Here is a 22,997-nt window from a genome sequence, read left to right as displayed (position 1 = left end):
ATCCCGAACAGGACCGTGAAACGACTCTACGCCGATGATAGTGCGGATTCCCGTGTGAAAGTAGGTAATCGTCAGGCTCCCTAAGCCAGAAACCCCCGCCCGAAAGGCGGGGGTTTTTGCATTGGCGCGCCAAAAAAGCATGCGGCGAAGCGCGAAACGGTATGCGCGCCAGATCAGATCCTCCGGCTCCCGCCACCAAGCCGTCCCCCGAACAAAGTCCCGCGATTTGATACGATCGAACTGTCGTCGACGATGGCATCCGCCGACGTTCGTGTTCGAAACCAGGTTTTGAGGGCAGAGGGCGAGGAATGAATATCGGCGACGCGTCGCGCGAATCCGGGGTCAGCGCAAAAATGATCCGGTACTACGAACAAGTCGGCCTTCTTGCGCCGAGCAAGCGCACCGATGCCGGCTACCGGATCTACGGTGCGGACGAAGTCCATACCCTGCGGTTCATCCGTCAGGCGCGACGGCTCGGCTTTCTCGTCGAGGACATTCGCAAGCTGCTGATGCTCTGGCAGGATCGCTCACGCGCCAGCGCCGAAGTGAAATCGATCGCTCTCGAGCATGTGGCCGAACTCGACAAACGCATCGCGGAGCTGAGCGACATGCGCGACACGCTGGCCGACCTCGCCGCGCACTGCCATGGTGACGGACGACCTGAATGCCCGATTTTGGCGCGCCTTGCCGACCCGGTCGATGAACCAAATTAGTGCGTGTTCTCGAGCCTAAAAACATGCCCTGGAGCAATATCCATCAAATCAATGGGTTATGTGATGTTCGCCTCAGTCCATTCCAAATGGGAATGGTTGCCATGCAAGTATTTCACTAGCATCTTGGTGCGGCGTCGCTATAATTCGGGATAACCCTATACGGGAAATCCCTGAATCTCGATTCACCAGGGGTCCCTCTTCCTTGGAGAACGTCATGATCGCCTACATCGTCGAAAAGCTGAGCAACTGGTTCGAATCCGCAGAACGTGAGCGCCGTGAGGCCTACCTCGCCACGTCGTCGGACATCGTCCAGCTCGAGAGCCGCATCCGCTCGCTCGAAACCAACGGCTACTCGCTGTAATCGCAGTCCCCGTCAGGTGCCGAGCGGCGCCGAACGATAAGCAAGCCCCGTATTGACGGGGCTTTGTTTTTTTGTGCGTCGGATCTGGCGAAATCGTCGGTGCAGCGCTATGGTATGGACCTGCTTTTCATCCTGAAGGACACGATCATGCGTTTGGGTGTCGATGTGCGTCGCAGTGCCCGCGCGCGTCTCGTTGTGGGCGCGGCTGTGCTCGTCCATGGCCTCGCGGCTGGTGCCGCGACATTGTCCAAACCGCTGGTGCTCGATACGCAGCGCGGTATCCAGGACGGCAAGGGAGGATGGGTGCTGCAGACGGCACCGCTGTCGTCGCAGCCGATCGTCGAGCCGGCAGGCATGCGCGCTCCGGCCGGGCAGGCGCCGAACACGTCGGTTCCATTGTTCGTCGCCCCGTATATCAATGTTCCCGCTTGGGACGGGCAACCCGCCTATCAGCCGAGGCTCGCGCCGCGACCGCAGCCGTAACGGCCGGTCGCCGGATCAGTTGCCGCGGTGCTCGATCTGGCAGCGAGCGCCGCTATCCTGTCCCAGCATCTCGACCAGGTAGGGCAGAACCTCGTTCATGCTCTGGGCGAGCGTATACGGCGGATTGAGGATGAACATCCCGCTGCCGTAGAGGCCCAGCCCGTCGGTCGGCGGATTCGACACCGTCAGCGTCAGGTGCAGCCAGTTGTTCGGCTGCAGGCGCTTCAACTGCTCGGGAAAGCGCTGCGATTCCGTCCGCGTGACCTGCGGATACCAGATGGCATAGCAGCCGGTCGCGAAACGCTTCAGGCATTCCGTCACGCAGCTCACCGTGCGCGCGTAGTCCTTCTTGTCCTCGTAGGACGGATCGATCAGCACGAGTGCACGTCGCGGCGGCGGCGGCAGCAGCGCCTTGATACCTTCGAAGCCGTCACCGGCGAAGATCATCGCGCGTCGCCCCGCATCGCGGAAATTGTGGCGCAGCACATCGATTTCCGTCGTGTGCATTTCAAACAGGCGCATACGATCCTGCTCGCGCATCGATCGCCATGCGATGTACGGTGAGCCCGGGTAGAAGTGCAGTTCGCCGTCGTCGTTCAGCGCGCGGACTTCATCCACATAGTCGCCGAGCGCCTCCGGCAGGTTCTTTTCGTTCCACAGTCGGCCGATGCCGGTATCGAATTCCGACGTCTTCGCTGCATAACCGTCGCGCAGCGAGTACACGCCGGCGCCCGCGTGCGTATCGATGTACCAGTACGATTTGTCTTTCTTGTTCAGGTAGCGCAGCAGTTGGACGACGACGGCGTGCTTGAGCACGTCCGCGTGGTTGCCTGCGTGAAAACCGTGACGATAACTGAGCATGGCTGGCTGCCTGAAACGAAGGGTGAATCGATGAAAGCGGGCGATCGTGCGCGGCCGTGAGGCCGCGCGCCGATGCGGCCGCGTATTGTACGCGAGTCGCCTCACTCGTATGCGTCGCCGACCACCGCCTCGATGCGTTGCTTCACATCCGGCGTCAGCTTCGCGGCAACCTCGAGCGCGCGCATGTTGTCGCCGATCTGGTCGATCCGCGATGCACCCGTGATGACCGAACTCACGCACGGATTCGACAGTACCCACGCGATCGCCAACTGGCCGGTGCTGCAGCCGAGTTCGGCGGCGATCTCGCCGAGCCGCTCGACGATGTCGTTGGCGGCCCGATCGGTCAGCCGTTCGCGCATCCAGTCGTAGCCCTGCAACTGCGCGCGGCTGCCGGCTGGCACGCCGTTGCGGTACTTGCCGGTGAGCAGCCCCGACGCCAGCGGGCTCCAGGTCGTGAGGCCGAGGCCGTAATCGTCGTAGAGCCGCGCATATTCCTGCTCGACCCGGGTGCGGTGGAACAGGTTGTACTGCGGCTGTTCGACGACCGGCTTGTGCAGATGATGCCGCTCGGCGATCTCGCATGCCGCGCGGATCTCGTCGGCGCTCCATTCCGACGTGCCCCAGTACAGCGCCTTGCCGCGCACGATCATGTCGCTCATCGCCCAGACGGTTTCCTCGATCGGCGTATGGGGATCGGGACGATGGCAATAGACGAGGTCCACATAGTCGAGCTGCAGCCGGCGCAGCGAGCCGTCGATCGCATTCAGCAGGTATTTTCGGTTCAGCGTGTGATACTGATTCGGGGCTTCCGCGAGCCCCCAGAAGAACTTCGTGGACACGATATAGCTGACGCGCGGCCAGTCGAGCGACTTGAGCGCGTGGCCCATGATTTCCTCGGATTTGCCGCCGGCGTAGACCTCGGCGTTATCGAAGAAATTGACGCCCGCATCGCGTGCCGCGGCGAGGCATTCGCGCGCGACCCGTTGATCGACCTGGTTGCCGTATGTCACCCACGACCCGAGGGAAAGCTCGCTGATTTGCAGGCCGGAGCGGCCTAGCCGTCGATAGTGCATGAGAATCTCCTGCTGAACGGAACCGACCTTAAGCTTAGACGTTTTGCACGCGAACGGTGGGGCCGATCGTGCACAATGACGCCTGGCACGCCCCGCCACGATTTCGCGATGAGCGCGGATGCGGCGGGCGCGTGTTTTATTCGATCCGATAACGGAAGGAGACGGATATGGCAGCAGATCTGAGCGGCAAGACCGCAGTCGTCACGGGCGCCGCGAGCGGCATCGGCAAGGAAATCGCACTGGAGCTCGCCAAGGCAGGCGCGGCCGTCGCGATCGCCGACCTGAACCAGGACGGCGCGAACGCGGTCGCCGACGAGATCAACAAGGCAGGCGGCAAGGCGATCGGCATCGCGATGGACGTGACCAACGAGGAAGCCGTGAACACCGGTATCGACAAGGTGGCCGAAGCGTTCGGCTCGGTCGACATCCTCGTGTCGAACGCGGGTATCCAGATCGTCAACCCGATCGAGAACTACTCGTTCGCCGACTGGAAGAAGATGCAGGCGATCCACGTGGACGGCGCGTTCCTGACGACGAAGGCCGCGCTCAAGCACATGTACAAGGACGATCGCGGCGGCGTCGTGATCTACATGGGTTCGGTGCACTCGCACGAAGCGTCGCCGCTGAAGTCGGCGTACGTGACGGCCAAGCATGGTCTGCTCGGCCTGGCGCGCGTGCTGGCGAAGGAAGGCGCGAAGCACAATGTGCGCTCGCACGTCGTGTGTCCGGGCTTCGTGCGCACGCCGCTGGTCGACAAGCAGATTCCGGAGCAGGCGAAGGAGCTCGGCATCAGCGAAGAGGAAGTGATCAAGAAGGTGATGCTTGGCAACACGGTCGACGGCGTATTCACGACGGTGCAGGACGTCGCGCAGACGGTGCTGTTCCTGTCGGCGTTCCCGAGCGCCGCGCTCACGGGCCAGTCGGTGGTCGTCAGCCACGGCTGGTTCATGCAGTAACGCAGGGCGGGCGGCATAGCCGCCCACCGCGCTGAACGGTACAAAAAACGCGCTCCGTGGAGCGCGTTTTTCATGTCGGCAGGGCGGGCCTGGTGACGGCTGCCGCCCGACGCGGCTTTACTTCAGGACTGCTGCGACCGCATTGGCGACCGCGTCGAGGTTGCGCGTGTTCAGCGCGGCGACGCAGATCCGGCCCGTGCCGACCGCATAGATGCCGAACTCGTCGCGCAGGCGATCGACTTGCGCCGAGGTCAGGCCCGAATACGAGAACATCCCGCGCTGTGCGTTGATGAAGCTGAAATCGCGATCGACGCCGCTTGCCTTCAGGCGCTCGACGAGACCATTGCGCATCGCGCGGATGCGATCGCGCATTTCGCCGAGTTCCTGCACCCACGAAGCGTGCAGTTCCGGCGACGCGAGCACCGCTGCGACCACCGCGCCGCCGTGGGTCGGCGGGTTCGAGTAGTTCGTGCGGATCACGCGCTTCAGTTGCGACAGCACGCGCGTGGCTTCTTCCTTGCTCGACGTGATGATCGACAGCGCGCCGACGCGCTCGCCGTACAGCGAGAACGACTTCGAGAACGACGACGACACGAATGCGTTCAGGTCGGCCGCGGCAAACAGGCGCACGGCAGCGGCATCGGCGTCGATGTTCTCGCCGAAGCCCTGGTAGGCCATGTCGAGGAACGGCACGAGGTTGCGCGCCTTCACGACGTCGACGATCTGTTGCCATTGCGCTTCGGTCAGGTCCACGCCGGTCGGGTTGTGGCAGCACGCGTGCAGCACGACGACCGTGCCTGCCGCGTAGCCGTTCAGCGCCGACAGCATGCCTTCGAAGTTCACGCCGTTGGTGGCCGCGTCGTAATACGGGTAGGCGACGACTTCGAAGCCGGCCGCTTCGAACAGCGCGCGGTGGTTTTCCCAGCTCGGATCGCTGATCGCGACCTTCACGTTCGGATTCACGGTGCGCAGGAAATCGGCGCCGATCTTCAGCGCGCCCGTGCCGCCCAGTGCCTGGGCCGTGACCACGCGGCCCGCCGCGATCAGCGGCGAATCGTTGCCGAGCAGCAGCTTCTGCACGGCCGCATCGTAGGCGGCGATCCCGTCGATCGGCAGGTAGCCGCGCGGCAGGCCGGCCTCGACACGTGCCTTCTCCGCTTCGCGCACCGCGCGCAACAGCGGAATCTTGCCGTCTTCGTTCGTGTACACGCCAACGCCGAGGTTGACCTTGGTCGGACGCGCATCGGCGTTGAAGGCTTCGTTCAGGCCCAGGATCGGGTCGCGGGGAGCAAGCTGGACAGCGGAGAAGAGCGACATGATGATTCGGCAGTAGTGAAAAGAGGGTCAGGCTTTCAGCCGGCGGGACGGGCGCAGCGGACCGCGCACCCACGGCGCGACGCCGGAAAGCGCAGCAGCCTGATATTGTAGCGAATTCGCGCTGGCGGGGGCGGTGATTCCGTCGCGTTTCGGCGGCGAATCGCGATTTCGGGCGGCCGTCGTGCGGCAGGAGCCGACAGCAGTTCGCGCGGCCGCGAAGCGCTAGAATGCTTTCTTTGCCCTTGCTCCGGCCGCATTCCATGTCCGAACATCATGCCGAAGTCGGCGACGCGCTCGACGAATCCAAATTCGTCACTTTCGAAGGGTCGCCGTTCCAGCTTTACCAGCCGTATCCGCCCGCGGGCGACCAGCCGACCGCGATCGACACGCTCGTCGAAGGCGTCGGCGACGGCCTTGCCTTCCAGACGCTGCTCGGCGTGACGGGTTCGGGCAAGACCTTCACGATGGCCAACACGATCGCGCGGCTCGGCCGCCCGGCGATCGTGTTCGCGCCGAACAAGACGCTCGCGGCCCAGCTTTACGCGGAGTTCCGCGAGTTCTTCCCGCGCAACGCGGTCGAGTACTTCGTGTCGTACTACGACTACTACCAGCCTGAGGCCTACGTGCCGCAGCGCGACCTGTTCATCGAGAAGGATTCGTCGATCAACGAGCACATCGAACAGATGCGGCTGTCGGCGACGAAGAGCCTGATGGAGCGTCGCGACGTGGTGATCGTCGCGACCGTGTCGGCGATCTACGGTATCGGCAACCCGTCCGAATACCACCAGATGATCCTGACGCTGCGCACGGGCGACAAGCTCGGCCAGCGCGACGTGATCGCGCGGCTGATCGCGATGCAGTACACGCGCAACGAGCAGGATTTCCAGCGCGGCACGTTCCGCGTGCGCGGCGACACGATCGACATCTTCCCGGCCGAACATGCGGAAATGGCCGTGCGCGTCGAACTGTTCGACGACGAAGTCGAGACGCTGCAGCTGTTCGATCCGCTGACCGGGCGCGTGCGGCAGAAGATTCCGCGCTTCACCGTGTATCCGTCGTCGCACTACGTGACGCCGCGCGACACCGTGATGCGCGCGGTCGAGACGATCAAGGACGAACTGCGCGAACGGCTCGAGTTCTTCCATCGCGAGGGCAAGCTCGTCGAGGCGCAGCGCCTCGAGCAGCGCACGCGCTTCGATCTCGAAATGCTGCAGGAGCTCGGCTTCTGCAAGGGCATCGAGAACTATTCGCGGCATTTCTCGGGCGCGGCGCCCGGCGATCCGCCGCCGACGCTCGTCGACTACCTGCCGCCCGATGCGCTGATGCTGCTCGACGAATCGCACGTGCTGATCGGCCAGCTCAACGGGATGTACAACGGCGACCGCGCGCGCAAGGAAAACCTCGTCAATTACGGCTTCCGCCTGCCGTCGGCGCTCGACAACCGGCCGCTGAAGTTCCACGAGTTCGAACGCAAGATGCGCCAGGTCGTGTTCGTGTCGGCCACGCCGGCCGATTACGAGAAGCGCGTGACGGGGCAGATCGCCGAGCAGGTCGTGCGACCCACGGGCCTCGTCGATCCGGAAATCGAAGTGCGCCCGGCGAGCTCGCAGGTCGACGACGTGCTGACCGAGATCAACGCCCGCGTGAAGGCCGGCGAGCGCGTGCTGATCACCGTGCTGACGAAGCGCATGGCCGAACAGTTGACCGAGTTCCTGGCCGACCATGGCGTCAAGGTGCGTTACCTGCACAGCGACATCGACACGGTCGAGCGCGTCGAGATCATCCGCGACCTCCGGCTCGGCACGTTCGACGTGCTGGTCGGGATCAACCTGCTGCGCGAGGGTCTGGACATTCCCGAAGTGTCGCTCGTCGCGATCCTCGACGCGGACAAGGAAGGCTTCCTGCGCGCCGAGCGCTCGCTGATCCAGACGATCGGCCGCGCCGCGCGGAACGTGAACGGCAAGGCGATCCTCTACGCGGACAACATGACCGAGTCGATGAAGCGCGCGATCGGCGAAACCGAGCGGCGCCGCGCGAAGCAGATCGCCTACAACGAAAAGATGGGCATTACGCCGCGCGGCGTCGTGAAGCGCATCAAGGACATCATCGACGGCGTCTACAACGCCGACGACGCGCGTGCGGAGTTGAAGGAAGCACAGCAGCGAGCGAAATTCGAGGACATGTCGGAAAAGCAACTCGCGAAGGAAATCAAGCGTCTCGAGAAGCAGATGGCCGACTACGCGAAGAACCTCGAATTCGAGAAAGCCGCCGCCACCCGCGACCAGCTTGCCGTGCTGCGCGAACGCGTGTTCGGCGCGAACGTCGGCGACCACATCAGCGGCGGTCGGTAAATCTTTCCAAGCGTCACTGAATCCTTTTGGTAAAGCGCCTGTAAGCCTTGTCGGATCAGGGGTTTACAGCGCTCTCCGTTTGTTCCGAAACGGGTTCGGTGCTAAACTCCACATGTATTGAGAATAGTTCGCATTAACGTTCTTCGTCGCGTTAGTGTTTCCAGCGGGTGGCCCCGGCGGTCGCTCGCATGTCGTCAAGATAGTCAGACAAATAACAAGGAGTGTCCATGTTGGGTTCTTCGTTCATCCGCACGACGGTTGCGGTAGCGGCGGCGCTTGCCGCGATGTCGGCCTCGGCGGCCGAGTATCCGATCGGCAAGCAGCAGATCCAGGGCGGCATGGAAATCGGCGCGGTGTACCTGCAGCCGATCACGATGGACCCGGAAGGCATGATGCGCAAGGCGTCGGATTCCGACATTCACCTCGAGGCCGACATCCATGCGGTCAAGAACAACCCGACCGGTTTCGCGGAAGGCGACTGGATGCCGTACCTGCAGGTCACGTACAAGCTGACGAAGCAGGGCGACACGAAGTGGAAGGCCGAAGGCGACCTGATGGGCATGGTCGCGAGCGACGGCCCGCACTACGGCGACAACGTGAAGCTCGCCGGCCCCGGCAAGTATCACCTGACGATGGTCGTCAAGCCGCCGATGCAGTCGGGCCACATGGCGTTCGGTCGCCACGTCGACAAGGAAACGGGCGTGGGCCCGTGGTTCAAGCCCATCACGCTCGAGTACGACTTCCCGTTCGCCGGTATCGGCAAGAAGGGCGGTTACTGATCGGTGGCATCACGAACGGCGCGCTTCGGCGCGCCGTCGGCGTAGAGAACCCAGAATGAAAATTCCCCAGAAAATCGTTACCGCAGCCGCTGCGCTGTGGCTTGCCGGCGCGGCGCATGCGGCCGATCTGCCGACGTTCAAGCTCGAGATGACGGATGGCAAACTGACGCCCGCCCGCATCGAAGTGCCGGCCGGCCAGCGTTTCAAGATCGAGATCAGGAACACTGGCAAGGGCGCCGCCGAATTCGAGAGCGTGCAGTTGCGCAAGGAGAAGGTGCTCGCGCCGGGCGCCGATTCATTCGTGGTCGTCGCCCCGCTGTCGCCGGGCGAATACAAGTTTTTCGACGATTTCCACCAGCAGGCTCAGGGCGTGATCGTCGCGAAGTAACGCGTTTTATCTGCGCGCGGGCGCGCCAGTCCCTTGCCCCGCGCGTCAGGAGGTATCGATGGGTCAGATCTTGTTCATCGTCTGGCGGGAGAGCGTCGAAGCGCTGCTCGTCGTCGGCATTCTCTATGCATGGCTGAAAAACGGCGACGACGACGCGCGCCGCGGCCTGCCTTTCCTCTGGGCCGGCGTCGCTGTCGGCCTGCTGATGGCCGTCGGCCTCGGCGCCGCGCTGGTCGGGTTCACCGAAGTGTTGTCCGGCGACGCGCAGGACTATTTCCAGACGGCGATGGTGCTGATCGCGTGCGTGCTGATCGTGCAGATGGTGCTGTGGATGCGCCGGCACGGGCGCACGCTGAAGCGCGACATGGAGCAATCGCTGCAGCAAAGCACGCGCGATTCGAACTGGTGGGGCGTCGCCGTGCTGGTCGCGCTCGCGATCGCGCGTGAAGGCAGCGAGACGGTGATCTTCCTGTACGGCCTCGGTTTCGGCCAGTCGGGCCACGTCGACGGCAGCCAGATGCTCGCGGTCGTGATCGGTCTCGGTCTCGCGTTCCTCACGTTCTACCTGCTGCAGCTCGGCGGCAAGTACTTCTCGTGGCGGCATTTCTTCCGCGTCACCGAAGTGATGCTGCTGTTCCTCGGTGCGGGCCTGTTCCAGACCGGCGTCGACAAGCTGATCGACAAGGAAATCCTGCCGCTCGGCATTTCGCAGGTGTGGGATACGTCCGCGATCCTCGATGATTCGGGCACGTTCGGCTCGCTCGTCGCGACGCTGACCGGCTATCGCGCACACCCGGCGCTGACCAACCTGGTGGCCTATGCGGTCTACTGGGCGGTCGTCTGGCTGCTGATGAAGCGCGCGAGCCGCCGTCCGGCCGTTGCTGCGGGTCGCGCGGCATGAGCGTTGTCGCCGCCGTCAAGCCAGGCTGGCTCGCGCAGGCCGGCCAGTGGATGCAGCGCCACGGTGCGCTGATCCGCGGTATCCAGTGGATCGTCGTCGCCGTCTACGCGTTCCTGATCATCGTGCCGGCCGTGTTGCCGCTGCCGGACGATTCCGCGCATCTGTGGAACAACCTCACGCTCATCGCGCAATTCGCGTTCTGGGGCATCTGGTGGCCGTTCGTGCTGCTGTCGATGGTGATGCTCGGACGCGTCTGGTGCGGCGTGCTGTGTCCGGAGGGCGCGCTCACCGAATACGCGAGCAAGTTCGGCCGCGGCGGCCCGATTCCGCGCTGGATCCGGTGGGGCGGCTGGCCGTTCGTCGCGTTCGGCATCACGACGATCTACGGACAGATGGTGAGCGTGTACCAGTACCCGCTCGCGGTGCTGTTCGTGCTCGGCGGCTCGACCGTCGGCGCGATCGTGATCGGCGTGCTGTACGGTCGCGAAAAACGCGTGTGGTGCAAGTACCTGTGCCCGGTCAACGGCGTGTTCGGGCTGCTCGCGCGGCTCGCGCCGATGCGCTACAAGGTCGACGAGGATGCGTGGCGCCGTTCGTACAAGAACGGCGAGCACGGTCATCGCGTGATTCCGATCAACTGCGCACCGCTCGTGCCGTTGCGCAACATGAAGGGTGCGGCGGCCTGCCATATGTGCGGTCGTTGCAGCGGGCATCGCGACGCGATTTCGCTGTCGCTGCGCTCGCCGTCCGACGAGGTCGTGAACCTCGGTGCGGAGCAGGCCAACCCGTGGGACACCGCACTGATTCTCTACGGCCTGCTCGGCGTGGCGATCGGCGCGTTCCACTGGACCGTCAGCCCGTGGTTCGTGCAGATCAAGCAATGGCTCGCGGGCTGGCTGATCGACCACGACATCACGTGGCCGCTCGAGACCAATGCGCCGTGGTTCCTGCTCACGCACTACCCGGATCGCAACGACGTGTTCTCCTGGCTCGATGGCGGGCTGGTCGTCAGCTATATCGTCGGTACCGGGCTCGTGTACGGCACGGCGTTGCTGGTGCTGCTGGCCGGCGCGACGCTGATGCTCGGCCGCTTCGATCGCGTGCGTTTGCATCACCTCGCCCAGGCGCTGATCCCGATCGCGGGTGCGGGCGTGTTCCTCGGACTGTCGGCCACGACGCTGTCGTTGCTGCGCGCCGAGCATGTGCCGCTCGGCTGGGCAACCGATGTGCGCATCGCGATTCTGGTCGGTGCCAACGTGTGGAGCGCGTGGCTCGCGTGGAAGGTGACGGGGCGCTATGCGGCATGGCCGCGCCGGCTCGCGGCATTCGCATGGTTCGCCGTCGGGCTGGCCGTCGTCGACAGCGCATGGTGGTTGATGTTCTGGGGATTCTGAGGCGGCTTGCATGCCGCTTTCTTCGGCCGTCGTGCGTTGTGCGGCCACATACACGCGAGCCGCATGCCTGGCCCATTCGCGGCTCGAACAAAAAAGCGACACGTCGTTGGACGTGTCGCTTTTTTCTTCCTTGTGCGAGAACCAAAAAAGTGGCTTGGCTTGCTGCAACGGCTGCTTGAGTGTGTTTGCACGAAGGGGTCTAGATCTCGCGTGCAAGCCGTTACGCTGGCTACTGCCCAACACCTCTCAGGGAGGTGGTCCCCACAATACTCGGTCGTTACTTCGTCAGGATCAGTTTGCCGAGCCGCGTGGCGCGCAACTGATAAGTCTCTCCGTTATGCGCGATGCTGATGTGGCTCTGGCCTTGCAGCAGCGTATCGCTGTTGACGACCCGCGTGCCTGCATCGCGGTTGCCGGCGGGTTTCGCCGGCGTGGTGACCGCTGCCGTCTTCTGACGGCTGCTGGCTGCGGTGCCGGTCGTGCGGCGCAGGGTCAGCGTGGTCGGGCGCATGGTGTCGGTCATTCGGTTTGATCGGTGACTGTCGATACGATGGAATGAATTCTAAATGATAACTATTCCCATTTACAAAAACTCTTTATCGATCGAAATGCCGAGACTGATAGCTTGAATCAAAAGCGGCGGCCCGCAGGCCGCCGCCGGGTTCAGTGCAGCGGATCAGGGTCCTTGCGCCCCTGCGCGTATTCGCGGATCAGGCGAACGGTGTCGATGTCCGACGTGCGGTATGCCTCCTTGACGATCCCGTGCGTCTGCCGCGCTTCTTCGCTGTCGTCCGTGACCGTCAGCGTCGTGCGGTACTCGAAACGCAGGAACAGTTCGCGGTCGTCGCGCTCTTCGATCGTCATCGTCAGCGAGCCGCCGATCTCGCCGTCGGCCGCGCGGATGTCGTAGCGGACCTGCTGATTCGGCGTGAACGTCACGTGGTCGCGCACGGTCGCGTGGCCGTAATGCAGTTCGCGTTCGAGCGTCGTGTCGGTGCGTTCGTGAATGACGCAGCTGTCGAGGCCGATCACGAACAGTTGCGGCTGCTCCGCACGCAGCACGAGGCCTTCCCAGAGCTGGTCGCGGGTGAGGGTCGGCACGCCCGGATCGTCGGAGTTGATCTGGATCAGATGTTCGAAGTTCAAGGGGACGGGTTCCTTCTGGTGGCGGGTGGCCACATGGTTCAAGAACTTATTGTGACGCAAAACCACCGGCTTCGCGGCACCTGCGACCCCGATCCGGTTCACGCTTCGATGCGACCCATGCGACCGGTCTGGTAGTCGACGACGGCCTGCCGGATCTCCTCCTCGGTATTCATCACGAATGGGCCGTAACGGACGATCGGTTCGTTGAGCGGCACGCCGCCGATCAGCAACAGGTCGAGCGACGTGTCGCCGGCAGCGAACGTGACGGTGTCGCCGTCGTCGCCGTAGACGACCATGTGCCGTGCGTCCACAGCCTGCCTGTCGGGCCCGTAGCGGCCCGTTCCGTCGATCGGATAGGCGAACACGCGATAACCGGCCGGCACGGGCTGCGTGACCGTTGCGCCGGGCTCCAGTGTGAAATGCTGGTAGAGGATCGGTGTGCGCGTCTCGATCGCGGCCTGGACGCCGAATGCTTCGCCGGCGATGACGCGCACGCGTGCGCGCCCGTCCGGCGACGTCGCGGTCGGAATGCGGGCGGCCGGGATCTCCTGGTAGCACGGTGCGATCATCTTGTCGCGCCGCGGCAGGTTGACCCACAGCTGGAAGCCGTGGGAACGTCCGCCTGCCTGCGCGAACGCCGGGTCCGGCATCTCGCTGTGCACGACGCCGGCGCCGGCCGTCATCCATTGCACGTCGCCGGGGCCGAGCGTGCCGGCATGGCCGGACGAGTCGCGATGGCGGAAGCGTCCGTCCAGCGCGTAGGTCACGGTCTCGAAGCCGCGATGCGGATGGTCGGGCGCGCCCACGGCTTCGCCGGGCGCGTAGTCGACCGGGCCCATTTCATCGAGCAGCAGGAACGGATCGAAGTCCATCAGCAGCCGTGTCGGGAACGGACGGTGAACCACGAAACCGCCGCCTTCGGTGGTGCGAAGCGCGGGGTAGGTACGATCAAGCGAGCGAGCGGTGGTCATGGGAAGCCCTCGAAATCATCGGAATAGCGTTATTTTTGAAACATAGCGCTATTATATTGGGCGTTTTACCGTCCGATTTGCGGCCGTTCGCAATGGATTGTTCTGAAATTGGAACGATGAGATGAATATCGATGCACATAACCTGAACGACCTGATGTACTTCTCGCAGGTCGTCGAACATGGCGGCTTCTCGGCCGCCGAGCGCGTGCTGGGCATCTCGAAATCGCGTCTGTCGCGGCGCCTGACCGAGCTGGAGGCCGCGCTCGGCGTGCGCCTGCTGCAGCGTTCGACGCGCAAGCTCGCGCTGACCGAGGCGGGGGAGCTGTTCTACCAGCACTGCCAGGCGATGCTCGCCGAAGCGCAGGCCGCGATGAACGCGGTGCAGCAGCTGCGCGCGTCGCCGCGCGGCTCGGTGCGCGTCAGCGTGCCGGTGACGCTGTCGCAGACGATGCTGTCGCGCATCCTGCCCGAATTCCTGCGCCGCTATCCCGAGGTCAAGGTGCATGTCCGCGTGACGAATCGCGTGATCGACCTGTTTGAGGATTCGATCGACGTCGCGTTGCGCGTGCGCTCGGAGCCGCCGCAGAACGCCAACATCGTCGTGCGGCCGCTGTGGCGCACCGAGCAGATGCTGGTCGGTGCGCCGAGCCTGCTGAGCCAGAATGCGCCGCCGCTGGCGCCGGACGACCTGACCGGCTTCGAGACGCTCGATACGCCGAGCGTCGACGGCCGGCACGTATTCAACCTGATCGCGCCGGACGGGACGCGCCACGTGCACGAGCATGATCCGCGGCTCGTGACGGCCGACCTGATGACGATCCGCGAGGCCGTGCTCGACGGCCTCGGCATCGCCGCGCTGCCGGAGATGATGTACGGCAACGCGCTGCGCGCGGGGCAACTGTCGCCCGTGATGCCGGGCTGGACGCTGCCGGTGCCGCAGTTGTATGCGGTGTTCGTGTCGCGCCAAGGGATGCCGCCCGCGGTACGTGCGTTCGTCGATTACCTGGTCGAGAAGCTCGACCACGGCGCGTACAAGGAGCCCGGCTGCCCTGAGCGCGCGAAGAAGGAAGCGGCGGTCGATGTTTCGGCGACCTGAACACGGCGTGTACGACGACGCAAATTTGTTTTGTCATTGAAGCGTCGCCTGCAATCGCAAGTTTCAATCGCCGGAACCTTGAATGCGTGCGCGGGCGGGCCTATATTGAAATCCCATTTCGTGAAGGAAGTTCTGAGCGAAATCAGGTGGCCGCATATATTGCGAGCCAGATAGGGCAGAACGCGCAGTCCGTGCAGACCACGGCAGAGTCGCATTTGCGTTGCTCGAGGCGCAACCGATACCGCCAAAGAGCCCGCCGCCCGAAGGCGCCCGCGTGCGCATGAAAAAAGGCCTTCATCTGGCGATGAAGGCCTTTTACTTTGTGCGCGACCGGCCAGGTGCGCCGTTGCCGCTGGCAACGGCGGGGCGTGCGCGCGTTACTTCGCTTTTGCGCCCGGCTCCGTCACGAAGCCGAGCTTCGTCAAGCCGCCAGCCTGCGCATCCGACATCACTTCCGCGACGTGCTCGTACGCGACCTTGCGGTCGGCGCGCAGGTGCAACTCGGGCTGCGGCGTGCGTTTCGCGGCTTCCGCGATCCGTGCCTGCAGTTGTTCGCGCGTGACCGTGTGGTCATCCCACAGGATTGTGCCGTCGCCCTGGATCGCGACGTCGACGGTCTGCGGCTTTTCGTCGACGGGCTGGCTGCTGGCGTGCGGCAGGTCAATCTTCACCGCATGCTGCATCGCCGGGATCGTCACGAGGAAAATGATCAGGAGTACGAGCATGACGTCGACGAGCGGCGTCATGTTGATCTCGCTCATCACGGCATCGTCGTCATCGTCGCTGAAACCGGTGTTCATGGCCATGGTTCACCTCGTCTCAGCTGGCGGCGCGCGAGGCGAGACGCAGGCCGTCGCGCGTCGACGACGACGCGAGGCTCGCGCCCGTCACGAAGTACGCGTGCAGACCGTGCGCGAAGCGGCGCAGCTTGCTGACCACACCCTTGTTCGCACGGGTCAGCGCGTTGTAGCCGAGCACCGCGGGAATCGCGACGAACAGGCCGAAGGCCGTCATGATCAGCGATTCGCCGACCGGGCCCGCGACCTGGTCGATCGACGTCTGGCCGGTGGCGCCGATCGCGAGCAGCGCGTGATAGATGCCCCACACCGTGCCGAACAGGCCGACGAACGGCGCGGTGCTGCCGACCGATGCGAGGATCGCGAGGCCGCTCTGCATGCGCGAGATGCCTTCGTCCATCGTGTCCTTCAGGCAGCGCGTGACCCAGTCCGACACGTCCATGCGATCGTGCAGGTGCGGTTGCGTCTGGTGGTGATGGTCGGCGGCTTCCTTGCCCGACAGCGCGAGCGCGAGGAACGGGTTGTCGTTCGGCGTCGATGCGGCGAGGCCGAGCTTCTTGATGCCGTCGTCGAAATTGTCGGAATGCCAGAAAGCCTGTTCGGCGTTCTTCGTGAGGCGGTTCAGGCGGATCACGTTCCAGCCCTTGATGACGATCACGATCCACGACAGGACCGACATCACGAGCAGCGTGATCGCAATGGCGCGCGTGACGAAATCACCTTGCGCCCAGACGTGCGCGATACCGTAGCTTTGCATTTTTTGTTTCCTTTGAATCTTCCGGATGAGGCAGGTTAGTCGGTGAGCCCGAAGCTGTAGGGCTGTGTGCGGGCGGCGCGGATCGCCTGGCCGTTCTCGATGTACGGACGGCAGGTGGTCGAGCGCATCGCGTCGAGTGCGGCTTCGTCGAGGCGCGGATAGCCGCTGCTCTTCTGCAGATCGATGCTTTCGATCTTGCCGGTCACGCCGACGACGAAGTGAACATAGGCGGTGCCCGATTCGCCGCGACGGCGCGACATCGACGGATAGTCGGGCTTCACGAAGTTGCATTGGAGCGTCGGCACGTTCTTCGGCGCGCTGACCTGCATCGTTTCGCGCGCCGGGCCCGGCGTGGCGGCCGGTGCGGCGGGAGCGGGCGCGGCGGGCGCCGGTGTCGGATCGGCGGCGGGAGCGGGTGTAGGCGACGGGGCGGGCGAGGGCGCAACCGGCTGCGGGGTCGGCTTCGCCGCCTTCTGCACCGGCTTCGGTTCGACCTTCGGCTTCACGCGCGGCACCGGCTTCGGCGGCGCGGGCTGCGGGATCGACTCGGCCGCGACCTGCTGCGCGATCGGCGCGGGCGTGATGAGCTGCGCGGTGATCGTCTGGACCTCGACCGATTTCGGCGGCGGCGCGTTGCGATGGAGCCATGCGGCCGTCAGCATGATCGCGTGTGCGGCAAGCACACCGACCGCGACGACGATCACTCGGGGATTCATACGTGGTGCAGCCGGCATGGCGCCGGCAGGAGCGAGATGCGAAGCCTGCATGTTAGCTTGAAAGAACGACGTCGCACCCGGGGCGCGGCGGGTGAATCGGCATCACTTGCGAAAGATCAGCAGCGAGATGCAAACGGTGGTTACGAATCCGATCAGCAATTCCATCACAGGCTCCTTGGCAGGTAAGCCGTTGGCTCGCGCGGACGGTGGCTTGCTGACGGTCAAAACAAAAAATGCGGCCTGGGCCGCATGCGCACGCTCGGCGCCGCTCAGGCCGCCTTGCGGTCGTAGAACGTGACCGGGATCGGATGCGCAGGATGCTCGACGCCGCACCGGCTCGCGCAGACGCCTTGCTCGGCCATGAGGTCGCGTACGGACTCCTCGCACTTGCCGCAGCACGTGGCCACGCCGAGCTCGAACTGGAGTTCATCGAAAGAATTCACGCCCTCGGCGAGGGACGCGCGAATCTTGCGATCGGAAACAGACTTGCACACGCAGACGATCATGATGAGTTGCGATAGCTAACGTTAATGCGAATTATTATCATTAATTTTGCAGGCGTTGACAAGCCTGGGTCGGGCTTTTTTTAAGGTCATCGGACCCTTGAAACGGCGGGGCGGTCAGGCCGCCGAGAGCGTCCGGCGTGCCGGCCCCCGCGTCAGGCGGTCGCGCAGGCGCGCGCGTTCGGCGAGGAAATGGTGACGGATTCGACCGGCGCGTCGAGGCCGAGCAGCGTCGAGGCGAGCGCGCGTAGCTGCAGACCGTCGCTGGTCGAGCAGAAACGCGGCGGCGCGGCGTGCGTGCCGGCCGGGGCGCGCAGCCCGCGTTCGTCGAGGACCCGCGCAAGCTGGCGGGCGATGGCGTCGCTCGTGTCGACGATCGTCAGGCGCTCGCCAACAAGGTCACGAATCGTTTCTGTGAAGAACGGGTAGTGCGTGCAGCCGAGTACCAGCGTATCGGCGCCGTCGTCGAGCATCGGCTGGATGTAACGCTCGAGCAGCGCGCGCAACGCGGGCGAGTTCGTGTCGCCGCGTTCGATCGCTTCGACGAGCCCGTGGCCGGGTTGGCAGATGAAGCGGCGGCCGGCGCCGTAGCGGTCGAGCAGCGCCTGGAAGCGCGGGCTGTTCAACGTCGATTGCGTGGCGAGGACGCCCGCGACGCCGGTCGCGGACAGCGCGGCGGCCGGCTTGATGCCCGGCTCGACACCGACGAGCGGGATCGACAGGCGTTCGCGGATGGCCGCGATCGCCCGGGCCGTTGCCGTGTTGCACGCGATGACGAGCGCTTTCGCGCCTTCGCGGGCGAGCCACTCGCCGATGGCCAGCGTGCGTTCCGTAATGAAGGCTTCGTCGCGCGGGCCGTACGGCGCGTGGTGCGAGTCGGCGACGTAGACGAACGATTCGTCGGGCAGGTGCGCGCGCGCGGCGCGCAGCACCGACAGGCCGCCGAGCCCCGAGTCGAAGATGCCGACAGGGGCGGCGGCGCGCAGCGCGGTAGCGTTGGACGGGTTCGTCATCGTCAGGCGGGCGGCAGGCTGGCAGGCGGCGCGATTACTCGGGCGAACCCATCATCGTTTGCTGATAGTTCTGCAGGCCGACCTTGCCGATCAGGTCGATCTGCGTTTCGAGCCAGTCGATGTGCTCTTCGGTGTCGTCGAGGATCTTTTCGAAGATCTCGCGCGACACGTAGTCGCGCACCGATTCGCAGTAGGCGATCGCTTCCTTGCAGGTGGACTGCGAGATCTGCTCGAGCTTCAGGTCGCACTTCAGGATCTCTTCGGTTTCCTCGCCGACGAGCAGCTTGTGCAGGTCCTGCAGGTTCGGCAGGCCGTCGAGCATGAACACGCGCTCGATCAGCCAGTCGGCGTGCTTCATTTCGCCGATCGACTCGTCGTATTCGTGCTTGCCGAGCTTGTCGAGGCCCCAGTGCTTGTACATGCGCGCATGCAGGAAGTACTGGTTGATCGCCGTGAGTTCATTCTTCAGTTGGGCGTTCAGATATTCGATGACTTTCTTGTCGCCTTGCATGGCTGTTTCCTTGTTCAGTGGGGCTTCAGAAACCGAACGATAATCGCTCGAACGAGAAAAGCCAAGCCTCGAAGCCTTGTCGGGCCTGCCTTTTGCGTGTAATGAGAATCAGCCTCGAATAACCGGCCGAACACAATAATGAGAATGAGAAGTAAAAAGGCCGGACTCCCGTCCGGCCTTTCGTTCGATCGCGCTTAAGCGGTGGCGACCGGGATCTTGCCGATCTTCGCCTGCCATTCCTTCGGACCCGTCTGGTGCACCGACGTGCCCGACGAATCGACGGCGACCGTCACCGGCATGTCCTGCACGTCGAACTCGTAGATCGCTTCCATGCCGAGGTCTTCGAACGCGAGCACCTTCGCGCCGCGGATCGCCTTCGACACGAGGTAGGCCGCGCCGCCGACCGCCATCAGGTAGGCCGCCTTGTGCTTCTTGATCGCGTCGATCGCGACCGGGCCGCGTTCAGCCTTGCCGACCATCGAGATCAGACCCGTCTGGGCGAGCATCGTCTCGGTGAACTTGTCCATGCGCGTGGCCGTCGTCGGGCCGGCCGGGCCGACCACTTCGTCACGCACCGGATCGACCGGGCCGACGTAGTAGATCACGCGGTTCGTGAAGTCGACCGGCAGCTTCTCGCCCTTCGCGAGCATGTCGGCGATGCGCTTGTGCGCGGCGTCGCGGCCGGTGAGCATCTTGCCCGACAGCAGCAGCGTCTGGCCCGGCGTCCAGCTCGCGACTTCTTCCGGCGTCAGCGTGTTCAGGTCGACGCGCTTGCTGGTTTCCGTATTCGGTTCCCACTGCACCTTCGGCCAGGCGTCGAGCGACGGCGCTTCCAGTTTGGCCGGGCCCGAGCCGTCGAGCACGAAGTGCGCGTGGCGCGTGGCCGCGCAGTTCGGGATCAGTGCGACCGGCTTCGAGGCCGCGTGCGTCGGCGCCGCCATGATCTTCACGTCGAGCACGGTCGCGAGGCCGCCGAGGCCCTGCGCGCCGATGCCGAGCGCGTTGACCTTCTCGTGCAGTTCGACACGCAGTTCCTCGATCCAGTCCTTCGGGCCGCGCGCGATGATTTCCTGGATGTCGATCGGCTCCATCAGCGATTCCTTCGCCATCAGCATCGCCTTCTCGGCGGTGCCGCCGATGCCGATCCCGAGCATGCCCGGCGGGCACCAGCCGGCGCCCATCGTCGGGACCGTCTTCAGCACCCAGTCGACGATCGAATCGGACGGGTTCAGCATCACGAACTTCGACTTGTTCTCCGAGCCGCCGCCCTTCGCGGCGACCTGCACGTCGACCTTGTCGCCCGGCACGATCTCGTAGTGGATCACGGCCGGCGTGTTGTCCTTGGTGTTCTTGCGGGCGCCTTCCGGCGGATTGACGATCGACGCGCGCAGCACGTTGTCCGGGTGCGTGTAACCGCGGCGCACACCTTCGTTGATCATGTCGGTGAGGCCCATCGTCGCGCCGTCCCAGCGCACGTCCATGCCGACCTTCACGAAGATCGTGACGATGCCGGTGTCCTGGCAGATCGGGCGGCGGCCTTCCGCGCACATGCGGCTGTTCGTGAGGATCTGCGCGATCGCGTCCTTCGCCGCCGGACTCTCTTCCAGCTCGTACGCGCGGCCGAGGGCCTGGATGTAGTCGAGCGGGTGGTAGTAGCTGATGTACTGCAGCGAATCCGCGATGCTCTGGATCAGGTCTTCCTGTTTGATGACGGTCATGGCTGAGACTCTGTGGGGACAGTGGGGAATATGTTGCCGACGGTTCAGGCCGCCGGTCGGGACGCCGCGGGTGCGTGCGCCTCGTGGAAATGGGCCGGGTGCGTGTGCGTCGTCAGGCGATCGACCCACGCCATCACGAGCGCCGACACGAGGAACGACACGTGGATGATCACCTGCCACATGATCGCGTGCGTCGTGTGCTGGTCGGGGTTGATGAAGGTCTTCAGCAGATGGATCGACGAAATGCTGATCAGCGCCATCGACAGCTTGACCTTCAGCACGCCCGCGTTCACGTGGTCGAGCCATTCGGGCTCGTCGGGATGGCCCTCGATGCCGAGCCGCGACACGAACGTTTCATACCCGCCGACGATCACCATGATCAGCAGGTTCGAGATCATCACCACGTCGATCAGGCCGAGCACGGCGAGCATCACGCTGATTTCGTCGAGGCCCGTCGCATGCGACAGCAGGTGCCACACTTCTTTCAGGAACAGGAACACGTAGACGGCCTGCGCGACGATCAGGCCCAGATAGAGCGGAACCTGGAGCCAGCGGCTCATGAAAATCAGCGCGGGGAGGGGGCGAAGCGGGCGACGGCCGGGATGGCCGGGCGAGTGCGGGGCGGACATGTCGGGGTACGGGCGCGGTGCGCAGGTATCGGGGGTAATCTTGAAAAGGCGCGCTATTGTAACGCGTCGGCCGGCGCGACTGCAGCGACGCGCCGGCACGCCCGGGGACGGATCAGGAGGCCGCGGCCGGCACGCGTTTCACGCGCAGGCTCGCGAGCACGATGCCGGCGACGACGCACGCGAGCGCGACGCCGTGCGCGAGCGTCGGGCGCTCCCCGAGGAACGCGATGCCGTACGCGGCCGCGGCGATCGGCAGCACCGCGCTGAACACGCCGGCGAGGCTGCCCGGCACGTGCCGGATGCCCTTCATCCACAGCCAGAACGAGAAGATGCTGGCCGATAGTCCGTACCAGACGACGAGCGCCCAGGTGCCGGCCGGCACGCTCGCGTAATCGAAGTGCCACAGCGCGGTCGCGCCGAGCGGCAGCATCAGGAACAGGCCGAACAGGTGCGTGTACGCGCAGATGTCGATCGGTGCGAGCGTCTGCGTGAGCCGGCGCGACAGGATCACGTAGATCGATTCGCAGCACACCGCGCCGAGGATCAGCAGGTTGCCGGTGAGCGAGCCGGACGCGTCGCCTGGCGTGCCGTGACCGGATGCGCTGCCGTTGGCGAGATTGATCGTCACGACGCCGACGATCGCGAGCGCGATCGACACGAGCGCACGGCCGTTCGGTTTTTCACGCAGGATCAGCCATGCGAACAGCGCGACGATCGCCGGGATCGTGCTCGTGATGACGCCCGCGGCCACCGCGCTCGTGCGCTGCACGCCGTTGAGCATCAGCAGCGTGAACATGAAGGTGCCGAAGAAGGCCTGCAGGAACAGGTTCAGCCATTCGCCGCGCTTGACCGCACGCATCTTCACGGGGCTGAACAGCGGCCACAGCACGGCGATCGCGATCACGAAGCGCAGCGTGGCGAGGATGGCGACGGGAACGAATGCAACGATGGATTTACCGATACCGACGTTGCTGCCGACGAACAGCATCGACAGGATGAGGAAGAGGGCGTAGCGATTCAAGCTGGAATCCGGAAGGCGAGTTCAGTTAGGATTGTAGGGTCGCGGTTGTAACAGCGTAAAGCTGACCTCGATGCGCGCCGCCCGGTGCACGAAACGGCCATGCCGCGTAAGTGACGGGTAAGTTGGAGCGCTTATCGTGGAAACCGCCGGGCCGCGGGTCACGTTCGCGTGATGTGGTGCGGTGCAGCATCGTGCGCAGGCCTTCGCGGTCGCGTGCGGGTGGTGGGAGACAGCGGCGCGCAGGCGCCGGCCAAGACGACGCGCGGCGCGCACGATCGCGCCGCCATGCAGAGGATTCATGTTCACCAAGGGGTAGTCGATGTCTGCGATTGAATCGGTTCTTCACGAAACCCGTCAGTTCGCGCCGCCCGCGGCGCTCGAGAAGACGGCGGCCATTTCCGGCATGCCGGCCTACCGCGCGCTCGTCGCCGAGGCCGAGCAGGATTACGAAGGCTTCTGGGCGCGTCTCGCGCGCGAAGGCCTCACGTGGCACAAGCCGTTCACGAAGGTGCTCGACGAGCGCAACGCGCCGTTCTACACCT

At 64.6% G+C, this 22,997-nt stretch carries 26 protein-coding genes; 11 read left to right on the top strand and 15 right to left on the bottom strand.

Going from position 1 to position 22,997, the window contains the following annotated elements; all coding sequences use genetic code 11:
• Positions 1-308: 308 nt before the first annotated feature.
• The 3 genes from cueR to MMB92_RS32680 all read left to right on the top strand — a co-directional run bounded on the left by cueR (position 309) and on the right by MMB92_RS32680 (position 1,557).
• Positions 309-713, top strand: coding sequence for a Cu(I)-responsive transcriptional regulator (gene cueR, locus MMB92_RS32690; RefSeq protein ID WP_006483878.1), 405 nt, complete (start codon positions 309-311; stop codon positions 711-713).
• 214 nt (positions 714-927) lie between these two features.
• Positions 928-1,074, top strand: coding sequence for a DUF3563 family protein (locus MMB92_RS32685; RefSeq protein WP_006478295.1), 147 nt, complete (start codon positions 928-930; stop codon positions 1,072-1,074).
• 114 nt (positions 1,075-1,188) lie between these two features.
• Entirely contained in the window at positions 1,189-1,557 is a 369-nt protein-coding gene (locus tag MMB92_RS32680) for a hypothetical protein (RefSeq protein WP_277563196.1), read from the top strand.
• Between the two features lie 15 nt (positions 1,558-1,572).
• Here the strand turns inward: MMB92_RS32680 and rlmJ are convergent, their stop codons facing one another.
• Together rlmJ and MMB92_RS32670 are read right to left on the bottom strand one after the other, a co-directional pair.
• Positions 1,573-2,418 carry a 23S rRNA (adenine(2030)-N(6))-methyltransferase RlmJ gene (gene rlmJ / locus MMB92_RS32675; protein WP_034201517.1) on the bottom strand — a complete coding sequence of 282 codons (846 nt, stop codon included), beginning with the start codon at positions 2,416-2,418 and terminating at the stop codon, positions 1,573-1,575.
• Between the two features lie 101 nt (positions 2,419-2,519).
• Positions 2,520-3,491 (bottom strand): aldo/keto reductase, encoded by a 972-nt coding sequence (locus tag MMB92_RS32670; RefSeq protein WP_277563195.1) that lies wholly within the window; start codon positions 3,489-3,491, stop codon positions 2,520-2,522.
• Positions 3,492-3,658: 167 nt separating this feature from the next.
• Here MMB92_RS32670 and MMB92_RS32665 point away from each other — a divergent pair, with 167 nt between their 5' ends.
• Entirely contained in the window at positions 3,659-4,447 is a 789-nt protein-coding gene (locus MMB92_RS32665; RefSeq protein WP_277563194.1) for a 3-hydroxybutyrate dehydrogenase, read from the top strand.
• A 117-nt stretch (positions 4,448-4,564) separates the two neighbouring features.
• Here the strand turns inward: MMB92_RS32665 and MMB92_RS32660 are convergent, their stop codons facing one another.
• Positions 4,565-5,764, bottom strand: coding sequence for an amino acid aminotransferase (locus MMB92_RS32660; RefSeq protein WP_006483879.1), 1,200 nt, complete (start codon positions 5,762-5,764; stop codon positions 4,565-4,567).
• A 260-nt stretch (positions 5,765-6,024) separates the two neighbouring features.
• Here MMB92_RS32660 and uvrB point away from each other — a divergent pair, with 260 nt between their 5' ends.
• From uvrB to MMB92_RS32635, 5 genes are all read left to right on the top strand, one after another.
• Positions 6,025-8,115, top strand: coding sequence for an excinuclease ABC subunit UvrB (gene uvrB, locus MMB92_RS32655; RefSeq protein WP_006483873.1), 2,091 nt, complete (start codon positions 6,025-6,027; stop codon positions 8,113-8,115).
• A gap of 227 nt (positions 8,116-8,342) precedes the next feature.
• Entirely contained in the window at positions 8,343-8,894 is a 552-nt protein-coding gene (locus MMB92_RS32650) for an iron transporter (RefSeq protein WP_006483880.1), read from the top strand.
• Positions 8,895-8,949: 55 nt separating this feature from the next.
• On the top strand, positions 8,950-9,282 hold the full coding sequence (locus MMB92_RS32645) for a cupredoxin domain-containing protein (RefSeq protein ID WP_006483872.1): 333 nt from the start codon (positions 8,950-8,952) through the stop codon (positions 9,280-9,282).
• A gap of 58 nt (positions 9,283-9,340) precedes the next feature.
• Complete coding sequence (locus tag MMB92_RS32640; protein ID WP_006483868.1) at positions 9,341-10,183, top strand: FTR1 family protein; 843 nt, start codon at positions 9,341-9,343, stop codon at positions 10,181-10,183.
• Positions 10,180-11,577: a 4Fe-4S binding protein gene (locus MMB92_RS32635; RefSeq protein ID WP_006483874.1), complete on the top strand. Its 1,398-nt coding sequence runs from the start codon at positions 10,180-10,182 to the stop codon at positions 11,575-11,577. The genes MMB92_RS32640 and MMB92_RS32635 overlap by 4 nt, the downstream gene beginning before the upstream one ends.
• Positions 11,578-11,854: 277 nt before the next feature.
• Here the strand turns inward: MMB92_RS32635 and MMB92_RS32630 are convergent, their stop codons facing one another.
• The 3 genes from MMB92_RS32630 to MMB92_RS32620 all read right to left on the bottom strand — a co-directional run bounded on the left by MMB92_RS32630 (position 11,855) and on the right by MMB92_RS32620 (position 13,694).
• Positions 11,855-12,100, bottom strand: a complete 246-nt coding sequence (locus MMB92_RS32630) for a hemin uptake protein HemP (RefSeq protein ID WP_006483877.1) — start codon at positions 12,098-12,100, stop codon at positions 11,855-11,857.
• Between the two features lie 140 nt (positions 12,101-12,240).
• The gene (locus MMB92_RS32625; RefSeq protein WP_006483882.1) at positions 12,241-12,723 is read right to left on the bottom strand and encodes an SRPBCC family protein; all 483 of its coding nucleotides are present in this window, start codon (positions 12,721-12,723) and stop codon (positions 12,241-12,243) included.
• Between the two features lie 98 nt (positions 12,724-12,821).
• On the bottom strand, positions 12,822-13,694 hold the full coding sequence (locus MMB92_RS32620; protein WP_080324394.1) for a pirin family protein: 873 nt from the start codon (positions 13,692-13,694) through the stop codon (positions 12,822-12,824).
• Positions 13,695-13,815: 121 nt separating this feature from the next.
• Between MMB92_RS32620 and MMB92_RS32615 the strand changes: the two genes are divergently transcribed.
• Positions 13,816-14,790, top strand: a complete 975-nt coding sequence (locus MMB92_RS32615; protein ID WP_006483884.1) for a LysR family transcriptional regulator — start codon at positions 13,816-13,818, stop codon at positions 14,788-14,790.
• Between the two features lie 377 nt (positions 14,791-15,167).
• Here the strand turns inward: MMB92_RS32615 and MMB92_RS32610 are convergent, their stop codons facing one another.
• The 9 genes from MMB92_RS32610 to MMB92_RS32570 form a co-directional block, all read right to left on the bottom strand.
• On the bottom strand, positions 15,168-15,596 hold the full coding sequence (locus MMB92_RS32610) for a biopolymer transporter ExbD (protein ID WP_006478310.1): 429 nt from the start codon (positions 15,594-15,596) through the stop codon (positions 15,168-15,170).
• Between the two features lie 13 nt (positions 15,597-15,609).
• A complete protein-coding gene (locus MMB92_RS32605; protein ID WP_006483875.1) occupies positions 15,610-16,344 on the bottom strand; it encodes a MotA/TolQ/ExbB proton channel family protein in 735 nt (244 codons plus the stop codon).
• Positions 16,345-16,379: 35 nt separating this feature from the next.
• Complete coding sequence (locus MMB92_RS32600; protein ID WP_058901642.1) at positions 16,380-17,111, bottom strand: energy transducer TonB; 732 nt, start codon at positions 17,109-17,111, stop codon at positions 16,380-16,382.
• 218 nt (positions 17,112-17,329) lie between these two features.
• A complete protein-coding gene (locus MMB92_RS32595) occupies positions 17,330-17,566 on the bottom strand; it encodes a (2Fe-2S)-binding protein (RefSeq protein ID WP_277563193.1) in 237 nt (78 codons plus the stop codon).
• Between the two features lie 152 nt (positions 17,567-17,718).
• A complete protein-coding gene (murI, locus tag MMB92_RS32590; protein ID WP_006496786.1) occupies positions 17,719-18,576 on the bottom strand; it encodes a glutamate racemase in 858 nt (285 codons plus the stop codon).
• Between the two features lie 34 nt (positions 18,577-18,610).
• Positions 18,611-19,087 (bottom strand): bacterioferritin, encoded by a 477-nt coding sequence (gene bfr, locus MMB92_RS32585; RefSeq protein WP_006482753.1) that lies wholly within the window; start codon positions 19,085-19,087, stop codon positions 18,611-18,613.
• Between the two features lie 194 nt (positions 19,088-19,281).
• On the bottom strand, positions 19,282-20,805 hold the full coding sequence (locus tag MMB92_RS32580) for a fumarate hydratase (protein WP_006482750.1): 1,524 nt from the start codon (positions 20,803-20,805) through the stop codon (positions 19,282-19,284).
• A 44-nt stretch (positions 20,806-20,849) separates the two neighbouring features.
• Complete coding sequence (locus MMB92_RS32575; protein ID WP_012492727.1) at positions 20,850-21,434, bottom strand: TIGR00645 family protein; 585 nt, start codon at positions 21,432-21,434, stop codon at positions 20,850-20,852.
• A gap of 112 nt (positions 21,435-21,546) precedes the next feature.
• On the bottom strand, positions 21,547-22,455 hold the full coding sequence (locus MMB92_RS32570; protein ID WP_006482741.1) for a DMT family transporter: 909 nt from the start codon (positions 22,453-22,455) through the stop codon (positions 21,547-21,549).
• 319 nt (positions 22,456-22,774) lie between these two features.
• Between MMB92_RS32570 and MMB92_RS32565 the strand changes: the two genes are divergently transcribed.
• Positions 22,775-22,997, top strand: a 223-nt coding sequence (locus MMB92_RS32565; RefSeq protein WP_276585596.1) for an acetyl-coenzyme A synthetase N-terminal domain-containing protein, incomplete at its 3' end; no start/stop codon positions are given.

Origin of the sequence: Burkholderia sp. IO2 (assembly GCF_029522185.1) — a bacterium.
Classification (GTDB): domain Bacteria; phylum Pseudomonadota; class Gammaproteobacteria; order Burkholderiales; family Burkholderiaceae; genus Burkholderia; species Burkholderia cenocepacia.
The sequence above is the reverse complement of the archived record's forward strand: the minus strand, read 5'-3'. Positions and strand labels throughout refer to the sequence as shown.